15 protein-coding genes and 1 riboswitch are annotated in these 16,639 nt (G+C 46.3%); of the genes, 6 read left to right on the top strand and 9 right to left on the bottom strand.

What is annotated here, in order from left to right:
• Positions 1–401 precede the first annotated feature (401 nt).
• The 3 genes from R6242_RS16875 to R6242_RS16865 form a co-directional block, all read right to left on the bottom strand.
• A complete protein-coding gene (locus R6242_RS16875; RefSeq protein WP_293935622.1) occupies positions 402–1,415 on the bottom strand; it encodes a substrate-binding domain-containing protein in 1,014 nt (337 codons plus the stop codon).
• A 178-nt stretch (positions 1,416–1,593) separates the two neighbouring features.
• Positions 1,594–3,114, bottom strand: a complete 1,521-nt coding sequence (locus tag R6242_RS16870) for an ATP-binding protein (RefSeq protein ID WP_318428994.1) — start codon at positions 3,112–3,114, stop codon at positions 1,594–1,596.
• A gap of 7 nt (positions 3,115–3,121) precedes the next feature.
• Positions 3,122–4,192 (bottom strand): hypothetical protein, encoded by a 1,071-nt coding sequence (locus tag R6242_RS16865; RefSeq protein WP_318428992.1) that lies wholly within the window; start codon positions 4,190–4,192, stop codon positions 3,122–3,124.
• Positions 4,193–4,489: 297 nt separating this feature from the next.
• Positions 4,490–4,603, top strand: a riboswitch (yybP-ykoY riboswitch).
• Positions 4,604–4,697: 94 nt separating this feature from the next.
• Between R6242_RS16865 and R6242_RS16860 the strand changes: the two genes are divergently transcribed.
• The 3 genes from R6242_RS16860 to R6242_RS16850 all read left to right on the top strand — a co-directional run bounded on the left by R6242_RS16860 (position 4,698) and on the right by R6242_RS16850 (position 7,118).
• Complete coding sequence (locus tag R6242_RS16860; protein ID WP_318428989.1) at positions 4,698–5,690, top strand: sodium:calcium antiporter; 993 nt, start codon at positions 4,698–4,700, stop codon at positions 5,688–5,690.
• A gap of 113 nt (positions 5,691–5,803) precedes the next feature.
• Entirely contained in the window at positions 5,804–6,343 is a 540-nt protein-coding gene (locus tag R6242_RS16855; protein ID WP_318428987.1) for an NADPH-dependent FMN reductase, read from the top strand.
• Between the two features lie 280 nt (positions 6,344–6,623).
• Positions 6,624–7,118, top strand: coding sequence for a hypothetical protein (locus R6242_RS16850; RefSeq protein ID WP_318428985.1), 495 nt, complete (start codon positions 6,624–6,626; stop codon positions 7,116–7,118).
• Between the two features lie 132 nt (positions 7,119–7,250).
• Here the strand turns inward: R6242_RS16850 and R6242_RS16845 are convergent, their stop codons facing one another.
• The 4 genes from R6242_RS16845 to leuB form a co-directional block, all read right to left on the bottom strand.
• Positions 7,251–8,297, bottom strand: a complete 1,047-nt coding sequence (locus tag R6242_RS16845) for a phospholipase A (RefSeq protein WP_318428983.1) — start codon at positions 8,295–8,297, stop codon at positions 7,251–7,253.
• A 288-nt stretch (positions 8,298–8,585) separates the two neighbouring features.
• A complete protein-coding gene (locus R6242_RS16840; RefSeq protein WP_318428981.1) occupies positions 8,586–9,248 on the bottom strand; it encodes a DUF1345 domain-containing protein in 663 nt (220 codons plus the stop codon).
• Between the two features lie 484 nt (positions 9,249–9,732).
• Positions 9,733–10,695: an Asd/ArgC dimerization domain-containing protein gene (locus R6242_RS16835; protein WP_318428979.1), complete on the bottom strand. Its 963-nt coding sequence runs from the start codon at positions 10,693–10,695 to the stop codon at positions 9,733–9,735.
• Between the two features lie 274 nt (positions 10,696–10,969).
• Positions 10,970–12,034, bottom strand: coding sequence for a 3-isopropylmalate dehydrogenase (gene leuB, locus R6242_RS16830; protein ID WP_318428976.1), 1,065 nt, complete (start codon positions 12,032–12,034; stop codon positions 10,970–10,972).
• A gap of 232 nt (positions 12,035–12,266) precedes the next feature.
• On the opposite strand from leuB, the gene R6242_RS16825 reads away from it, so the two are divergent.
• Positions 12,267–12,485, top strand: coding sequence for a DUF1653 domain-containing protein (locus R6242_RS16825; RefSeq protein ID WP_318428974.1), 219 nt, complete (start codon positions 12,267–12,269; stop codon positions 12,483–12,485).
• Between the two features lie 323 nt (positions 12,486–12,808).
• Here R6242_RS16825 and R6242_RS16820 read toward each other — a convergent pair whose 3' ends face one another.
• Both R6242_RS16820 and R6242_RS16815 read right to left on the bottom strand, forming a co-directional pair.
• Positions 12,809–13,228 carry a hypothetical protein gene (locus R6242_RS16820; protein ID WP_318428971.1) on the bottom strand — a complete coding sequence of 140 codons (420 nt, stop codon included), beginning with the start codon at positions 13,226–13,228 and terminating at the stop codon, positions 12,809–12,811.
• 468 nt (positions 13,229–13,696) lie between these two features.
• The gene (locus R6242_RS16815; RefSeq protein WP_318428968.1) at positions 13,697–14,494 is read right to left on the bottom strand and encodes an outer membrane protein OmpK; all 798 of its coding nucleotides are present in this window, start codon (positions 14,492–14,494) and stop codon (positions 13,697–13,699) included.
• A gap of 392 nt (positions 14,495–14,886) precedes the next feature.
• Here R6242_RS16815 and purT point away from each other — a divergent pair, with 392 nt between their 5' ends.
• Both purT and R6242_RS16805 read left to right on the top strand, forming a co-directional pair.
• The gene (gene purT, locus R6242_RS16810; RefSeq protein WP_318428965.1) at positions 14,887–16,122 is read left to right on the top strand and encodes a formate-dependent phosphoribosylglycinamide formyltransferase; all 1,236 of its coding nucleotides are present in this window, start codon (positions 14,887–14,889) and stop codon (positions 16,120–16,122) included.
• A gap of 3 nt (positions 16,123–16,125) precedes the next feature.
• Positions 16,126–16,515 (top strand): group II truncated hemoglobin, encoded by a 390-nt coding sequence (locus tag R6242_RS16805; protein ID WP_318428962.1) that lies wholly within the window; start codon positions 16,126–16,128, stop codon positions 16,513–16,515.
• The last annotated feature ends 124 nt before the right edge of the window (positions 16,516–16,639 follow it).

Here is a 16,639-nt window from a genome sequence, read left to right as displayed (position 1 = left end):
CGTCCTGAAAACACAAAAAAAATATCAAGCTGAGTATCAAAATGCTTGACCGGCAAGACGGTATCTACAGAATATTGACCTACATGTCATATATGGCTTTTTTTGAGCAAGAGACATAGTCAGGTCAACCTATGCCAATGGCATGGGCACGCTTTTTTATAGGGCGGGTGAAACCTGCCGCTTTCTAGCGTTTCATGTCAAAGTCTGGCGGGTTTCACCCCAGATGGGCTAACCAAAGTCAAAAAGACCTTTTTAGTGCCTTCGGCACGTTGATTTTGGAGCGGTTAGCCACCGCGGGGGCCTTCCTTTCTTGAACTGCCAAGACCTTAGGTTTTCTCCGTGCCCCTCCGTGTTCTCCTTTCCTCCGTGTTTTAAGATTTGAGTTTTAACAAGCAGCCCACTTAAATCAAGCACGCCTGATCACTGGTGCCTGGCTGCAATACGGTTGGCCAAAGCACTTGCAGGGATGCAGGGTCTTCCCCTCTTAGCCGTGCCAACATCAGCGTTGCCAGCGTTACACCCGCTTCACGCGGTTCAGGTTGGCGGATGGCGGTAATGTTTTGCCCCATAGCCAGCTCAGGAGCTACGCCACCAAAGACAATCAATGAAATATCCGTTCCAGCCCTTAATTCAGCTTGGCGCAAGGCCGTTAACACCCCCATCGCCGCCAGATTATTATCCACCACCACCGCAGTTGGCCGCAGGCTTTGCTTAAGTAGACGATGCATTAGTGCCTCGCCCATTTGCGCCGTCAGTGCGCCTTCTTGTAGTAAGGCCGGATCAATCGTCACATTCGCGGCCTGCATCGCAGCCACAAATCCCTGCTTACGCTGCATGGCAAAATTAAGCGCCAAGGGCGCAGAAATCAGGGCGATTCGCTTATGCCCCAGTGCCAGCAAGCGCGCTACTGCAGCACGTGTGCCCGCATCATTATCGTAATCAAACCAAGGATAAGGCGTATCCATTTGTGAACGGCCATGCGCCACAAAAGGAAACTGGCACGATTGTAAATAGCGTAATCGCTCATCAAATACACAGGTGCGGGCCACAATCAGCCCATCCACCCTGTGGCCTGCCGTAATACGCTGGTAAGTCTGTAGCTCATTATGATTATCGGCTGAGATCAGCATCAGATCGATACCCGCATCATTAAACTGATCGGTCATCCCGCCAACAATGGCATGAAAAACAGGGTCATTTAAATCATTGGGTTGCAGTGGATAAATCATTCCAACGCAATCGGTGCGGCCCAGCGCCAGTTTTCTGGCGGTACTATTGGGGCGATACCCATGCCGCTCAGCCGCTGCAGCTACTTTTAGCCGCGTTTTTTCACTGACATCAGAAAAGCCATTTAAAGCGCGGCTTACCGTCGTTGGCGATAAATTCAGTAGCAGAGCCAATTCCCGCAAGTTCATTATGTGTACTGTAAGATTTTGATCATTGAGCTTATACCACGCTGCCAGTCGATTACGCCAGAATTCAAAATTCTGAAGAGTGCAAATGCGAATATCACCTAAAAAAAGCAAACTGAATTAGTCCGCACTGATTCAAAAATGGATTCATAGACCAATGCAGGCCTTAAATAGCGCGATATTATGCCGCCAACCATTTTTTAAGCGTGGCTTGCAGGGCCTCGATATTAATGGGTTTAGCGAGAAAATCATCCATACCTGCGTCAAGGCACTGTTGGCGATCTTGCTCAAATACACCCGCGCTTAAGGCAATAATGGGAGTGCGGGGGCGTTGCATGGTGATTTCTAGCTGGCGAATCTGCCGCGTGGCTTCAAAGCCATCAATATCCGGCATCTGGCAATCCATAAAAATCAGGGCAAGCTTAGCGCCATCGGCAATCTGCGCAATCGCTTCGCGCCCATCCTCTGCCAGCTTCAGCGCAAAGCCCAACTTAGATAAAATTGTTTTGATAACGGTTAAATTAAGCGGGTTATCGTCGACCACCAAAATAGGCAGTGCACACTTTGCAGCGGGGCTTGCATACAGTGCCTTAGCGGGCACGTGGCTAGGTGCAGAAAAATCCAACTCTACACGGATACAAAACCAAAAGCAGGAGCCCTTGCCAAGCTCGCTTTCCAGCCCTACCTCACCCTCCATTAACCTAGCCAACTCGCGCACAATGGATAGCCCCAGCCCGCTGCCACCGTATTTACGCGTATTGCTATTGTCAATCTGAGAAAAAGGCAGAAATAGCACCGATTGCTGCTCTTGGCTAAGGCCAATACCCGAGTCATAAACTTTAAACATCAGTATGGCGTGGTCTTTTTCGCGGCTGCTTTCATAAGCCTCTACGGTGACCGTGCCAGATTCTGTAAATTTCACCGCATTACCCAGCAAATTAGCGAGCATTTGCCGTAAACGTAGTGCATCGCCCAGATAGCGCGGATTATCTAGTGGCTTACGCCAGCTGCGGCGTACGCTGATATTTTTTTGTGTAAGGCTGTAAGAGAATAAAGACAACACATCATCTATCAGTTTTTCTGGCTCAAACAAAGCCATATTAAGCTCAAATTTACCCGCCTCTACCTTAGATAAATCCAGAATATCATTAAGTAGCGTTAATAGGCTTTGGCCGGATTTTAAAATAATTTGCGCATAGCTTAGCCGCTCATCTTTATCTAGATCATCCAGCAAAAGCAGCTGCGCCATACCCAAAATACCGTTAAGTGGGGTGCGAATTTCATGACTCATGGTAGCCAGAAACTGACTTTTTGCGTGATTTGCGGCATCAGCTTCATTTTTAGCCCGCCGCAAGGCTTCTTCCTGATTGGCGCGCTCGGCCACAATGGTATTCGACATTTGCATCGCAGCCGAGCGTAATAAGCTGGCTTGATCCAGCACCACTACTTGGTTTAAGTGAGCCATACGCACAAACAGGCCAAGGCTTGTTAGCTGCACATCGCCTTCTACCAAAAACAAGGCACTGGAGTAATAAAACGGGCCTAAATCACAAGATAAAACCGCAGCTTGGCACTCGATAAGAATGACATCAATACTCATGCCCGAGTACAAATGAACTGCGGCAAACTCTTTGGCAAAAACAGTATTCCAATCCTGCAAGCAGCCGGCTTTATCAAACAATGAATAGCTATGCAGAATCACGATAATCTCAGGCGTAGCCTAGCTGGCTTGCCGCAAGTGCGGTGCCTTCAATACGGGCGGCAATTTTGGCGAAAGCAGTTTCACGGCTGGTGCTAGTGTCATCGCAAAAAGGCGAAAAGCCGCAATCATCAGTGGTTGCCAGATAAGGGTGCGGTATATACCGCGCCGCTTGCAAGACTCTGTCGCAGACCAACTGCGCCGTTTCAATTTGCGGGTCAATCACGTCGATCACTCCCACAAAAATGACTTGATCGGGTTTGCGATATTGCTGAATAATTTTCAGCACCCTTTCAGGGTCTTTCTCACAAGCCAAGGCAATATAAAAACACCCTGCTTTGATTTCAAATAAGCTGGGCAATAATTCGGCGTAATCCACATCGGCGCTATGGGTGGAATCATGATCGCTTCCTGCGCAGGTATGAATGCCAATTTTTTGCCGTTCTTTAGGGCTAAACCGATCCAGCAGCATATTATTGATATCAATAAAGCTACGCAGAATATGTCCGCTTGGGTCCAACTTTACCGAGAGCCGCCCTTCTGTAAAATCGAGCTGCACTTTACTCGCGCCTTGGGCAAAGCAGCCGCGAATTTCTTTTTCCTGCTCTGCTAATAAATCAGCCACAAACTCATCGCGGGGATAATCAGCCAGCCCCTGTGCGGGATACAGCAGGCTCAATGCCGAGGCCGAGATAATGGCTTGCTTAAAAGGCTTATCCGTATATTGACGGGCCAAGCCAATGGTTTCATGCGCAAAACGAGCAAAACGAAAAGGTCCACGGGTTAAGCGTGGCAGCTGGCGAATATGCCCGTCATGAAAAGGAATACACAAACCGTCTGGGGCCATATTTTCATTGCCTTCAACCCCGTATGTGGCAAAGCTATGGGTTTTACGCTGCTCGCCATCGCCCAGCACAGGCGAGCCAATGGCCTCTAGCTTCATCACCGTATCTTTGACGGCTTCATTGTAAAAGACCTCCATTTCAACATCGTTCAGCTCACCCTGCTCGTACAAAACTAACGCGCGTTGCAATTTGGCCGACCGCGGTATGCTACCTATGGATTCAGTCTTAATACTCATGAAATATCGCTCCTAGATTTAGCTTCTTTAAAGTTTAAGCGAGATGCCACTACTTGCATAATTCTTTCTAAATTATTTCAAGCTACCATGACATTAAAACAAGTAAATAAATTAAATCCCATAAAAAAACAGAAAAATAAGTCAGTATAAAGACAGCAATTAAACAGACTCATTCTCTTTAGTCCGTAATGACCGCCCTCACATCAATCCCATATACTGCACGATAGTAAAAAGACACAAGGCTATAAAGTGTAAACAAGCACCTTGCTCAGCCTCACCCTCTCTGCCAAAATTTGCCCTCCTGTCATTGGGGAGTAGCTATCTTTCGCGCAAAGCGAGGGAGGTGACGTCAACAAACTTGCAGCCTCTTGCTGCATGGCGTCATTAGTAATCGGCGAATAGCGGATTACCCAGCGAGACCTTTGGCCTCGATGCGTTTGCCTGCCGGGCAAGCCGTATCGTTGCGCCATTGGTTTTAATTGCTTGCCCGGCATTGTGATTTTGCATGTTACTTACCCTACTGCTGTTTTTTTGCTCCGCCATTGCCATCTATTTAGCCTGTGATTATTTCGTTAACGCCATTGAATGGTGTGGCCGACATATGAAATTAGGCGCAACTGCCGTGGGCTCGGTCTTAGCTGCTTTTGGCACCGCCTTACCAGAAAGCGCCGTCACTTTTACCGCCGTAGTATTGGGTAGCACACCCGAACAAAAAGAAATCGGGGTTGGTGCAGCCATGGGTGGCCCCTTGGTTTTGGCCACCATTGCCTATGCGGTAGTTGGCTTAGCGCTATGGCGTAATCGGCAGCGATTAGCGCGCAAAGATTATTTAGTTCAAGTTGATCAAGTGCGCCTTAGCCAAGATCAATTGGCTTTTTTAGCTATTTTTGTATTTAAAGTGGCCCTTGGTTTAGTGGCGTTTGCCTATAAACCTTATCTAGGGCTGATCTTTTTACTCGCCTACGCCGTCTATGTATGGCGTGAGATTAATAGCGCCGAAACCGCAGCGGAGGAAGAAGAGCTAGAGCCGCTCAAGCTACGCCCCAATAGTCATAACTGGCGCTGGGCCGCTTTACAAGTAACCTTAGCACTGGCCGTTATCGCTTTTGCCTCGCATGTTTTTGTCGCCCAATTAGAAAGCTTAGGCGCGCTACTTGGTTTATCCCCGCATTTAGTAGCGCTCTTACTCAGCCCCGTTGCCACCGAGCTACCAGAAATCATGAACACCCTAATTTGGGTACGCCAAGGCAAGGAGCGGCTAGCACTGGCCAATATCTCTGGCGCCATGATGATTCAGGCCACTATTCCAAGCGCACTGGGTATTTTCTTCACCCCTTGGCGCTTTGATGGCCCGCTACTGGCCTCTGGTATTGTCACCACAATTGCCATTGTGCTGCTATGGCAAATGTTTAGGCGCGGGCACGTAAACTGCAAACAACTCAGCTGCATAGGGTTACTCTATGGCGTATTTGCGCTTGGCTTGGGGCTATATTTATAGATGGAATGGTCTTTAGCAAGGGCATAGTTTAAACATGCTGCTGGCGCATTAAAGTGCACAAGCAAAGCCACTACTTAGGCATAATTTATGGTGTTGATACCTTGATTATAAATATGCAAAAAACCAAACTGATCGCCCTATCCGGCAGCCTGCGAGCCGCTTCGCGCAATACTGCCTTGCTAAGAGCCATGCAGCAGCTTGCCCCCGCAAACATCAATATCACGCTATATCAGCAGCTCGCGCTGATTCCCGCATTCAACCCCGATTTAGGTATCGACGAGTTCCCCATCATTGCCCATTTAAGAGACCAAATCATCCAAGCCGACGGCCTTATTATCGCCAGCCCAGAATATGCGCACGGTGTGAGCGGTGCACTCAAAAATGCCCTAGATTGGCTAGTAAATACCCCCGCACTGGTCAATAAGCCCGTCATCACCCTCAACGCAGCGCCACGCGCCCATCACGCTTTTGACTCACTACAAGAAATACTCAAAATGATGTCGGCACACTGGATAGCTGATGCCTCTATTACCCTCCCCATTATTGGAGCCATTGAAACGGCAGCAGATATTGTGGCGGATAAGGTATGCCATAGCGCAATCAGCTTGGCCCTAATATGCTTTACAAATGAGATTGAAAGATTTAAGAACTGAGCCGTGAAATGGTCAAATACATAGTTTAGAGGGTAGCTCAAACGCCTTTAGCCCCTATTAAAGCACCACAAAACTCAGTTAAGCGGCATTAATAAACACATAAGTGATAACGCTGGCGGGTAAATCCCTTTATCATCTGCCACCAGCGCATATAGCAGCCCTACTTTTTTTGGGCCGCAAAGCGCCAAGGCCAATTAGTGCCTAGGCTTAATTTCAAGCAGCTGTTGTAAGCATCAACTAAAGCTAGCGTTTGACCGCATTTTTTTATCAGGATTACCCAATGAATCACGCTCTAATCACCGAATTATTCGAAATCATCGCCGACGGCGGCCTAGAAGAAAACGACATCGCTGCAATGAGCGCTGAAGTGATCAAAGCACATGCCGATGCTCAGAGCTACCTCGCCAATGATCCAGCAAGTAGCTACAAAGAAGAGTTTGCTATTCCACTCTGGGAATGGGTATTGCTTGAGCAACTTGAAGATGGCCTGATTTTTAAATCATCCCAAGCAGAAGCGCTATACAAGCAAATTGAAGATGCCTTTGGCGAAGGCGAGCTAGAGCTCAGCGCCGATGCACTCACGGCACTGACCACAGCCGGTGCGCTTAGCCGCATTCAAAACGAACTTGCCCCTGCCTTTACACTGATTAATTTCAGCAAGAACATTGCAAACGAAATGCAAATTCTGCTGGTGCGCAGCAATAAGCTTGAGCGTTTTATGACGCTTTGCCAAACCCTTGGCCTTGCTGCCGCAACAAGTTGTGCCAATCACTAATTTTGGCAAAAAAAACAGCGCCGCAAATAAGCCCTTATTTGCGGCGCTGTTTAATCAAAAAATTATTGATGTATTTTTATTTTTCTAGGCTAAATCCCATTAAATTTACTTTAAATAACGCTAATTTAACAATTAAAAGCCATCATTAATGGCAAGTCCAACGCCAATCGTGGTTTGCTTCCAATTATAATCAATCATACTTTCACCATAGCCACTAAAAACCTGCACGTAGCCACGTAATGGCCCAAGCACAGGCGGCGTAAACCACCCCGCCTTGATTGCCCCCTTACCGGTACTTAGGTTACCGCGCAGCTCACCCGTAAAGCTATTGCCTTGCCAGCGATAGACCGCACTTAGTTTTCCATGTCCTAAATAATCAACAATATCTGGGTTATCATCTGTATCGGCATTTTCTTTGACCCGATACCAAACTGTACCAAACAATGCAAGATTACCTTTTTCTACGCCCACTTCAGAATAAAACCGATTCCAACTACGTGAAATAGAGTCTGAACGCCCATTAGATTCATGGATAAATCCTCCATTTAATAGCATCCACTTAACGCCAGCTCCTAAATCTAGATTTGGGCGATAGCTCACAATTAATTCGGGCATATAATTGCTATCACGAAATGGCCGTGAAACTTCACTATTATACAATTGCCAATGGCTTTGCTGAGTATACGCAGCCCATATACCCCAGCGCCTATCATCCGTCGTCCAAAGACGGTTTTTAAAACTCAGCTGAAATTTTGCCTCAACCTTATTTAAATTATATTTTTCATCAGCAGAGGTGCGATAAGGGGCATTATTAGGATTATTTGAATAACGCCCAAGCAAAAAGTAATTTTCTCTAAAAAATGATATTTTGTATGGGTCAGATAAAGGATCAAAGCCCCAAGCAGCATCAATCACTGAAACAATGCTTGGATCCGCACGCACAGATTCAACTTTCGGCGCTTCAGCCACATTTAAGGCGGGTACTAGGCTAGCCGCTACCGTAGCCTCTGGCTTATCAAAACGCTCGGCTAATAAATCGTAGCAAGCCAAGCGCTCTACTCTAGCAGTAATCTTTCTGCAATCCACTGCCGTGGTTGGTTCAACCTGAGCAAAGCTACTACAAGCCGCCGTAGTAAAAAAAAGTGCACTAAGGCAAAGTCTATTCTGAGACGATTTCATGTTTAATCCAGTTTATTAATCAATTTAAAAATCAAGCTTGCGTTAAATACCAAGAGATCAATAACTCAGTAAGCGCCCACACTGATCACGGCTCATAAGCCTCCGAAAATAACTAAAATCAGTGTCGCCATTCCCGCGTAGAGCCTGTCCTCGAATACTTTAGTCGGGAGCGGGAGCGGGGATGGCGCTTTTTTAATCTGCTTGAAATTCATAAAAACTTGTTATTTTCTACTTATACATCAATAGGCAGTACATTCAATATCGCTCTTCTCATACTAAAAATTAGCATCAGCCTAATAACCCTGCCCCAACATTAATAGACAAGCCCAATATACTCATGTTAAACAAAAAAGATAATACTGACTGCAGCAAAGCAATTTGCCGCACTTTAGGGCTAGCAATGGCTACATCTGCCGTTTGCGAAGCAACCGCAATAGTAAATGAAAAATAGAGGAAATCCCAATAAGAGGGCTCTGGTGGATGATCAGGAAACAACAGTGGCTTAGCCCCCACCCCAGACAAATAAAATATATGCGCATAATGCAGAGCAAAAGCGGTGGGCAATAATAGCCAAGATGCCGCCAAGGTAAAAAAAGTCAGCGCAATGCTGAATGTTTTTTCTAAGCTCCGTAATTGATTAACTGAGCTTATTTCTAATAAAATAGCCAACAGGCTTACTATACTCCCGACACAAACCAAAATCAGTACCAAAAAAGCGCTTTCATCCTGAATCCGAGCAATTTTACGAATATGTTGAGGGTCTGCCCGCAGCATAAGCCACCAAAGTGTCATCAAATAAAACCACGCTAATACATTCCAACTGACAATTCCCCGGCTCAATGCAGACAACTCTTTGGGTAAAAAAACAAAACAAATCAGCCCAGCCAGAACAGCTAAAATAAGCCGTGGCCTTGTTTGTGTAAACACAAATAAATTATTTTTAAAATTCATAAAAAATAGTACCCCACTTAAACTACCAACACACATTAGTATATTTAAAAGTGCATTGATCTACTCATTTTTAAATATACTTTAGGAAGTATCAAAAAACCTATACTTCTAAATAAGGCAAGACGCGTGTTAACAACTAGACGCCACATATATGTAAGGATATTTTTTAATGCGCAATGCAGTATTATGAGCAAAGATGGATTTTCCGAGGTTTCCTCTACTGAACTGATGCCCCATCAATAGCAACATACCGGTCTTAAATAGGGCGTTATTTTTTACACCAAAGCAGAGTAGATTTAAAACGCGTTAAGTGCATGAGCGCCATTAATTTAGCTAAATTGGCATTCTACATATCAAAGCATATTTGCCAATATTAAATAACACGCAAAAAAATCGTAGCGTCCTATTTATGACGCTACGATTAAATTAAACTGCAATTAAAACAGCTAAGCCTGTGCCATATAAAACACAGCTTTTGCCTTTATCAGGCCGCTGCGCCTAATAAACGTAATACAGCCATAGCGCCAAGACGGGTGTTATCTCCTGCCAGCCACATAGATACACCTTGACCACTGGCACGCACGCGGCTTACCCAAACTTTATCGCCACCAATTACGTCCTGTGGTGTAGCTAAGCCAGCGCTACCCTGCGCCTCTAAGAAGTACACGCCTTCTGCATCGCTCAATGCCGCTTTTAATGTGTTTAAGCTGATATCTTCGGCAAAGCGCACATTTAAGCTGATGCCGTGGCCAAAAAACATTGGCACGCGGGCACACGTTAAGGATATTGGCACGTCAGTAAATATGCTGGCCACTTCGCCAATGATGCGCTGCTCTTCCACGCTTGCACCGTACTCATCCACAGCGCCTGCCACCGGGTGCAAATTAAACGCCATGCGCTTTGGATAAACATGGCTTTGTACTTCACTTTGGGCAAACAGGGCGCGGGTCTGCTCAGATAGCTCATCAATCGCCGCCTTACCGTCTTGCGATACCGACAACATAGCCGTAACGGTTAAGCCAGAGAAGGGTGCTGCTTTAGCCAAGGCCTTGAGCACAGGCAACAAAATGGTGGTGACTTGATGCGGCAAACGTGCCACGCCACCTTTCTTTAGCCGAGCATCTGCTTCTGCCAATGGCGCGTCCGCACCGCCGCTTAAATCTACCACTGCCGCACCTGATTCGGCCGCTATCGTGGCATATTGCGCTGCGGCGGCAGTATCTTCGCCACAAAACACCACTAAATCGGGCACTTGCCAGTTAAATTCATCCAGGGCAAGAATTGGGAAATCTTGGCCGCGAAACTCCACCATCTCGCCTTCGTCTTCCAGCGCTAAAGGGAAAAAAGTAGAGAATGACTGGGACGTTGCTCCCAACACCTCCAATAATGTTTCGCCCGAAGTGCTATTAGCGCCGATTACCGCTAGAGAAAGTGGTTTTGTTGCCATGATCCAGTCCTTTAATTTACTAAAACAAACAGGGCGCAATATGCGCCCTGCTTATAAATGCGTCCAGCTGCTTATTTTACAAGCCTTATCCTAATTAGCGGGGTAGCCCAGCAAAAATTATTTCAAATTTTAAATACATGCAAAGCGTCGTCCCCGAGTTTTTTTATCGGGGATCCATCAGCGTAGCTGGATTCCCGCCTACGCGGGAATGACGCTGCTAATTGTCCTAATACACGATAACTTATGCCTTAGTACTTATCGGCGTGCTAAAGACTTAAAGCGCCACCACCACGGCATCGCCCATTTCTGAGCAGCTGACTTTGCGGGTGCCTTCTTCGTAAATATCGGCGGTGCGCAGGCCATCGGCCAATACTTTTTTCACGGCGTTTTCAATACGTAGCGCAACTGCTTCCAGATTAAAGCTGTAACGCATCATCATGGCCACCGATAAAATAGTCGCCAGCGGATTAGCAATATTTTTACCCGCGATATCCGGCGCAGAGCCATGGCTAGGTTCGTACAAGCCTTTGTGATTTTTATCAAGCGACGCCGAAGGCAGCATGCCAATCGAGCCAGTCAGCATAGAGGCTTCATCACTTAAGATATCGCCAAAGATATTGCCAGTGACCATCACATCAAACTGCTTAGGGTTACGCACCAGCTGCATAGCGGCGTTATCAACATACATATGCGTCAACGTGACCTCAGGGTATTCCTTAGCCACATCAATCATGATTTCTTTCCAGAATTCGGTGGTTTCCAGCACGTTGGCTTTATCCACCGAACACAATTTTTTATTGCGCTTCATGGCAATATTAAAGGCCACATGTGCAATACGGCGCACTTCGGATTCGGCGTAAAGCATGGTGTTAAAGCCTTCCCGCTCACCCGCTTCATTGATACGGATACCACGGGGCTGGCCAAAGTAAATATCGCCGGTCAGCTCACGCACAATCATAATATCTAGGCCGCTTACCACTTCAGGCTTCAGTGTGGAAGCATTGGCCAGCTCTGGATACAAAATGGCTGGGCGCAAATTGGCAAATAATTGTAAATCTTTACGGATAGCCAGCAGGCCGCGCTCTGGGCGCAAAGGGCGGTCTAGATTATCGTAAGCAGGGCCTCCCACCGCACCCAGCAACACCGCATCTGCTTCCCGCGCTAGCTGTTGGGTGACTTCAGGATAGGGCGAGCCGTATTGATCGTAAGCAGCACCACCCAGTGGCGCTTCGGTCAGCTCCATCACAAGGCCTTCTTGCTGCAAAACATTCAGCACTTTTCTCGCCTGAGCAACAATTTCTGGGCCAATGCCATCGCCTGGCAATACTGCAATCTTCATACAATCAACCTCTGCTAATCATTTAAATGGATGATCAACGCTACCCAATATTCGCGTCAATTTTCTGGCCAGCGCCTGCCCCACTGCTGCATCCTGCAAATAAAGCCCAATTACAAATGCAGCAAAGCGAAATACAATACGCGTAAAGATTCGCCTCGGATCTTACCTGCTATCCCCTGACACGCCAAGAAGTCATGCCGTGCCACCTTACATACACAATACAAAAGTAGAGATGATGAGTAGCATAAAAAACGGGATTTACCAGCACTACAAAGGCCCACTTTATCAAGTGATTGGCCTTGCCAAACACAGCGAAACGGAAGAAGAAATGGTGGTTTATCGCTGCCTTTATGGCGACTTTGATCTTTGGGTGCGCCCTTTAGCCATGTTTACTGAAATCCTAACCATTGATGGCGAAAGCATTCCACGCTTTCGCTGGCATTCTAAGTAAATACAAAGACTTACCTGATTATCCCTATTGCTCAAACAAAGCTATATATGACATGTAGGCCAATCTACTGTAGGGGCGCTGCTTGCTGCGCCCTGCTCAGAGAGGGCGCAGCAAGCAGCGCCCCTACGAGTTAACTCTATTAACGTTGATATGCTCAGACAAACAACAAAAAATGAGCAAGAGACATAATCAGGAAGACTTAATAAGTTCTTACCTCCCCCCAGCCTAGGCCTTTTGCTAAGCAAGGGCGTATAAATGAAAAGGAAGCCACTTGGCTTCCTTTTTTAAATTTGGAGACAAAACTATCTTTCAGACGATAGCAACTATGTGCATTTTAAGTTTGTCACAAGCACCTTACTAATCAGCTCACTTCTATCTTTTGCAATTTGCTTGGATGACGCTTTAAATTTTGCCCGCTCGCCTGACTTGTACGCTTTAGACATGGCGATGCTATTACCAATGGATGATCCATCTGCACTATAAAAACGCACATCCATCGTTAAAAATAAATTGCACGATTTTGAGTAGGTCACATAGCCATTTAAATCAAACCGATCGCTCAATGTAGCTTCTAGCTTTAATTCTTCTAAAGTGGCAATTTTAGAAACATCAGGGCTTACTTCAATTTTGATATCTTGAAACCCATTACGTACTGAAGTACGTAAATTATTAATGCCATCCCGCACAGGATTGGCGCAGCCAAACAAAAAGCAGAGCGATAAAAGAGACACGATTTTTTTCATGTTCATACCTTTCAAAAAATGAGAAAAACAAGACAAACCCCACCCTCTTTGGCTCTTTGCCTTGCCTGCTTTGAAACGTTTAAAAAATATGCCACGGTTTCAAAGCAAAAGAATATCAAATTCTGCCCCAGCCGAGGAGAAGCTTCAAATACCGCATTACAACTATGCCTGTGCACCATAAAAAATATCGGCTTAAGTATGGTCTATTGATAGACAAACAATATAGGCAAGAAAGCAAACCAGCGCATTTAATCGCCATTTAAAACAAAAATGAGCGATGCAGAAACAAATAGGCAAGGTACAAAATATTGTTGCTGAAACACCATAAAAAACGCGCTTACACGATAAATTACCGTTTTCACAGCAATGAGAAAAGATCAACGCGATAAGAAGGCCAAGCAAATAAACAATTATTGAGCACATAAAAAAACCCGCCGTAGCGGGTTTTTTTATGTGCATTAACAACAATTAGAAATTGTATTTTGCAGTGTAAATCATGGCATTTTGGTAAGAAGCAGAGCCTAGCTTCTGATCCGCATAACGGTATTGCACACCAGTGGTAAACTCTTTGCTGACATTCCACCAAAGGGAAACCGCACCATTTTGGCCTGTTGCATTACCCTTAGTCACGCCACCTGCTGGGCTGCCCATGGTCAAGTATTTATCATCACGATTAAATTCTGTTTCATGCCATTGTGTAGCCATAAATGATTGACCAAACATTTGGAAGCTATAACCCGCAACATAACCCGCCATCACGCCGTTAGCGTGTGCGCCAATATTGCTCTCAAACTGCTGATGACCACCAATAAATGGCTTAATCCAGAAATTGCCACTGGAAAGGCTAGTACCTAAACCTAGCACGCGATTTTGGGTAAAGAATGATGAACCGGTATCACGCAAATCATAAATATGCACGTAAGCCTGAAGCGGTACGGCACCTAATTGTACTAAATTAAAACGACCCACCGCTTTAACAACAAGACGACGATTCTCACGCGCATCAGTTTCGTCTGTGCCCTTTGTTGGGTTTTCTACATCAAAGAAACCATATGCCTCGCCCCAATCGCCACCAAAACCACCCTCAATCTCTAAAAGGGCAAAATCTTTTTTACCGGCAAATGCGCCTGCGTTGGTGCGCTGCTCAGTGCCATTAGACCAGTCTAGGTAGTTGACACTGACATTTTTAAATGACCAGTCATTGCCAGCAAAGGCAGCAGGGGTAGCCAAAATACTGGCTGCGATTAAAATATTGCGAAGTTTCATAATAAGCTCGTCATTAATTCAATAGAAATCTGTAGATACGCATCCCTCTAAGCCAGCTAGGGGAGCGCAGCATAACGAGTTTATTTACGCCAGTAAATAAAATACGTTTAAAAACCAGATTAATTGATTTTGCTGTGAATATTATTGATAAAACATAAGAAATGCGGATTATTACCCTAGCCCAAAAATAACGCATGACAAACAAATAAAATGACATATTAATATTTTATTTTTTAAATAATTACAATAGATTAATACCCTTATATATTGCACGCTATTCTTCATTAACTCAATGATGGCAAACAACAAGATCAAGCCCTATAGGCCACGCAGCCTACAAGGGCCTAATTAGCCCGCACACGCTTACTTCCAAACCACCAAAACGGCGCCACATGCTAAAATCCGCCGCATTCAATGCTCTGGAAAAAACCATGCGGATCGGCACACCTCTTTCAGCCTCAGCCACTAAAGTTATGCTGCTTGGCAGCGGCGAGCTTGGTAAAGAAGTCATCATTGCTTTACAAAGACTAGGCGTGGAAGTGATCGCCGTCGATCGCTACGCCGATGCACCCGGCATGCAAGTGGCGCATCGCAGCCATGTGATCAATATGGCCGATCCTATCGCACTACGCGCACTGGTAGAGTTGGAGCGCCCACATTTAATCGTGCCAGAAATTGAAGCGATTGCTACCAGCGCCCTACTTGAGATTGAAGCCGATGGTCTTGCTACCGTTATTCCAAGCGCCCGCGCTACCCACCTCACGATGAACCGTGAAGGCATTCGCCGCCTTGCCGCAGAAGAGCTAGGTTTGCCGACCTCCAGCTATCAATTTGCCTCGTCCCTTGCTGAAATGCGTTCTGCCATCGCTGCAATTGGCCTGCCCTGCCTAATCAAGCCGGTGATGTCATCATCGGGCAAGGGCCAGTCTTTTATTCGCGAAGCGGCTGAAATTGACGCCGCATGGGAATACGCCGCCAGCGGTAGCCGTGTGAATCAGGGCCGCGTCATTGTAGAAGGCTTTGTGGATTTTGATTATGAAATCACCCTACTGACTGTACGCGCCTTAGGAGCGTCTGGAGAAATCGAAACCTTTTTCTGCGAGCCCATCGGCCACATCCAGAAAAATGGTGACTACGTAGAAAGCTGGCAGCCGCAAGCGATGCGCCCACTGGCATTAGAACGCGCACGCGATATTGCACAGAAAATCACCACTGATTTAGGTGGCCGCGGTCTATTTGGCGTTGAGCTATTTGTAAAAGGCGACGAGGTATGGTTTTCTGAAGTCAGCCCACGCCCCCACGACACCGGCCTTGTTACCTTATCTAGCCAGCGCTTTTCAGAATTTGAACTACACGCCCGCGCCATTTTAAATTTACCGATCGATGCCAGCCTGCGCGAGCCAGCAGCCAGCGCGGTGATTTATGGCGATCTAGAAGAAACCGGCATTGCCTTCGAAGGCATCGAACAAGCCCTAGCCGTACCCCGTGCCGATCTACGCCTATTTGGCAAACCAGAAAGCTTTAGCCGCCGCCGCATGGGTGTGGCTTTAGCCGCGGGATTAAGCACAGATGAAGCGCGTGAGCGCGCCAAGCTAGCCGCCAGTTTAGTTAAGCCAGTTAAGGGTTAAAGCATGCAAGAAGTAGCGACCATGACACCCTACCAGCTATTAGGCGGTGATGCCGTCTTACGCCAGCTGGTTGATCGTTTTTACGACATTATGTATACCGACCCACGCGCTAGCGGCATACGTGCCATGCACGCCAACGACAGCAGTCTAATTCGGGATAAATTCTTTGATTTTTTATCTGGCTGGCTAGGCGGGCCACAGCGCTTTATTGAAAAACATGGCCACCCTATGCTGCGTGCGCGGCACATGCCGTTTGCCATTGGCGAAGATGAGCGCGATCAGTGGCTGATGTGCATGTTTCAGGCAATGGCAGAAATCCCGATGGAAAACGCATTACGTGATCACTTAGAAGATGCTTTTTATCGAACAGCTGACTTCATGCGTAATAAATAAGGGAAATCACCTTAAAAAACGCTAACCAAGCATGCAATAAACTCATTTAAATTAAGCGTCTGCAATTAACACCTGATAGACGCCAAACGCCTCTGCCAATACCGTATTCATACAATTGAATACG

It is taken from the genome of Iodobacter sp. CM08 (genome assembly GCF_033446605.1).
Taxonomy (GTDB): domain Bacteria; phylum Pseudomonadota; class Gammaproteobacteria; order Burkholderiales; family Chitinibacteraceae; genus Iodobacter.
Note: the sequence above shows the minus strand (reverse complement) of the source record. Positions and strands in the feature narration are given on the sequence as shown.